Source organism: Paraburkholderia caledonica NBRC 102488, from assembly GCF_000685095.1.
GTDB lineage: Bacteria > Pseudomonadota > Gammaproteobacteria > Burkholderiales > Burkholderiaceae > Paraburkholderia > Paraburkholderia caledonica.
Genome location: NZ_BAYE01000054.1, coordinates 1 through 2842, shown reverse-complemented (window position 1 = coordinate 2842; position 2842 = coordinate 1). Strand labels below are relative to the sequence as shown.

The window sequence follows — 2842 nt, the reverse complement described above, 5'->3', positions numbered from 1 at the left end:
GCGTCTGGTCGTCGGCGCGCACTACGGCCTGCGCGACTGGCTCGCGCAACGCATCACCGCGGTCGTGATGGCCGTCTACACGGTGATCCTGCTCGTGTGGTTCTTCGGCGCGCGCGACTTCTCCTACGAAGGCTGGGCCTCGATCTTCGCCACCCAGTGGATGAAGCTGGCCACCTTCGTCACGCTGCTCTCGCTGTTCTATCACGCGTGGGTCGGCATCCGCGACATCTGGATGGACTATGTGAAGCCCGTGGGCATGCGCCTGTTCCTCCAGGCGCTGACCATCGTCTGGCTGCTCGCGTGCGCGGGCTACGCTGCGCAGATTCTCTGGAGAGTGTAAAAGAATGGCTGCAATCAAGAATACTCTGCCGCGTCGCAAGTTTGACGTGGTCATCGTCGGCGCGGGCGGCTCGGGAATGCGCGCGTCGCTGCAACTGGCGCGCGCGGGCCTGTCCGTGTGCGTGCTCTCCAAGGTGTTCCCCACGCGCTCGCACACGGTCGCCGCGCAGGGCGGCATTGGCGCGTCGCTTGGCAACATGAGCGAGGACAACTGGCACTACCACTTTTACGACACGATCAAGGGCTCCGACTGGCTCGGCGACCAGGACGCGATCGAGTTCATGTGCCGCGAGGCGCCCAACGCCGTGTACGAGCTCGAACACTTCGGCATGCCGTTTGACCGCAACGCCGACGGCACGATCTACCAGCGCCCGTTCGGCGGCCACACCGCGAACTACGGCGAGAAGCCCGTGCAGCGCGCGTGCGCTGCGGCTGACCGCACCGGTCACGCGCTGCTGCACACGCTGTACCAGCAGAACGTCGCGGCGAAGACGCAGTTCTTCGTCGAATGGATGGCGCTCGATCTGATCCGCGACGCCGAGGGCGACGTGCTCGGCGTGACCGCGCTCGAAATGGAAACGGGCGAGGTCTACATCCTCGAAGGCAAGACGACGCTGTTCGCCACGGGCGGCGCGGGCCGCATCTTCGCGGCCTCGACCAACGCGTTCATCAACACCGGCGACGGCCTGGGCATGGCTGCGCGCTCGGGCATCGCGCTGCAGGACATGGAGTTCTGGCAGTTCCACCCGACCGGCGTGGCCGGCGCGGGCGTGCTGATCACCGAAGGCGTGCGCGGCGAAGGCGGCATCCTGCGCAACTCGAACGGCGAGCGTTTCATGGAACGCTACGCGCCTACCTTGAAGGATCTGGCGCCGCGCGACTTTGTTTCGCGCTCGATGGACCAGGAGATCAAGGAAGGCCGCGGTGTGGGTCCGAACAAGGACCACGTGCTGCTGGACCTGTCGCACATCGGCGCGGAGACGATCATGAAGCGTCTGCCGTCGATCCGCGAGATCGCGCTGAAGTTCGCCAACGTCGACTGCATCAAGGAACCGATTCCGGTGGTGCCGACCATCCACTACCAGATGGGCGGCATTCCGACGAACATCCACGGCCAGGTGGTGGGCACCGCGAAGGGTCACGAGGAGCCGGTCAACGGTTTCTATGCGGTGGGCGAATGCTCGTGCGTGTCGGTGCACGGCGCGAACCGTCTGGGCACGAACTCGCTGCTCGATCTGGTGGTGTTCGGCCGCGCGGCGGGCAACCACATCGTCAGGCACGTGCAGGAAATAAAGAACCACAAGCCGCTGCCGGCCGACGCGGCGGACTTCGCGCTGTCGCGTCTGGCGAAGCTCGAGGGCTCGTCCTCGGGCGAGTACGCGCAGTCGGTTGCCAACGACATCCGCGGCACGATGCAGAAGCATGCGGGCGTGTTCCGCACCTCGGCGCTGCTCTCCGAAGGCGTGGAGGCGATCCGCGAGGTGGCCGCACGCGTGGACAACATCCACCTGAAGGACAAGTCGAAGGTGTTCAACACCGCGCGTGTCGAGGCGCTGGAAGTGGCGAACCTCATCGAGGTGGCGCGCGCGACGATGGTGTCGGCCGAGGCGCGCAAGGAAAGCCGCGGCGCGCATGCGCAGAACGACTTCGAGCATCGGGACGACGAAAACTGGCTGCGTCATACGTTGTGGTTCAGCGAAGGCGACCGCCTCGACTACAAGCCGGTGCACATGCAGCCGCTGACGGTCGAATCGGTGCCGCCCAAGGCGCGGACCTTCTAAGGCACAGATCAAAGGAATTCAGAAATGGCCAAGCGTACATTTGAAATCTACCGCTACGATCCGGACCGCGACGCCGCGCCGCGCATGCAGTCGTACGAGATCGAGATCGACTCGCACGAGCGCATGCTGCTCGACGCGCTGGTGAAACTGAAGGCGCTCGACGAGACGCTGTCGTTCCGCCGTTCGTGCCGCGAAGGCGTGTGCGGTTCGGACGCGATGAACATCAACGGCAAGAACGGTCTGGCGTGCCTGACGAACCTGAACGACCTGCCGCAGAAGATCGTGCTGCGTCCGCTGCCGGGGCTGCCGGTGGTGCGCGACCTGATCTGCGACTTCACGCAGTTCTTCAACCAGTACCACTCGATCAAGCCGTACCTGATCAACGACACGCCGCCGCCGGAGAAGGAGCGTCTGCAGTCGCCGGAAGAGCGCGACGAGCTCGACGGGCTCTACGAATGCATTCTGTGCGCGAGCTGCTCGACGTCGTGCCCGAGCTTCTGGTGGAATCCGGACAAGTTCGTGGGCCCGGCGGGTCTGCTGCAGGCATACCGTTTCATCGCGGACAGCCGCGACGAGGCCACGGGCGAGCGGCTCGACAATCTGGAAGACCCGTACCGCCTGTTCCGCTGCCACACGATCATGAACTGCGTCGACGTCTGCCCGAAAGGACTGAACCCGACCAAGGCGATCGGCAAGATCAAGGAATTGATGGTGCGTCGCGC

3 protein-coding genes are annotated in these 2842 nt (G+C 64.8%); all 3 read left to right on the top strand.

What is annotated here, in order from left to right; all coding sequences use genetic code 11:
- Positions 1-340, top strand: a 340-nt coding sequence (gene sdhD, locus BCA01S_RS34145; protein ID WP_156955207.1) for a succinate dehydrogenase, hydrophobic membrane anchor protein, incomplete at its 5' end; no start/stop codon positions are given.
- A 4-nt stretch (positions 341-344) separates the two neighbouring features.
- Positions 345-2120 carry a succinate dehydrogenase flavoprotein subunit gene (sdhA, locus tag BCA01S_RS34140; protein WP_027780677.1) on the top strand — a complete coding sequence of 592 codons (1776 nt, stop codon included), beginning with the start codon at positions 345-347 and terminating at the stop codon, positions 2118-2120.
- A 24-nt stretch (positions 2121-2144) separates the two neighbouring features.
- A partial coding sequence (locus BCA01S_RS34135; RefSeq protein ID WP_027780676.1) for a succinate dehydrogenase iron-sulfur subunit occupies positions 2145-2842 on the top strand: 698 nt, incomplete at its 3' end.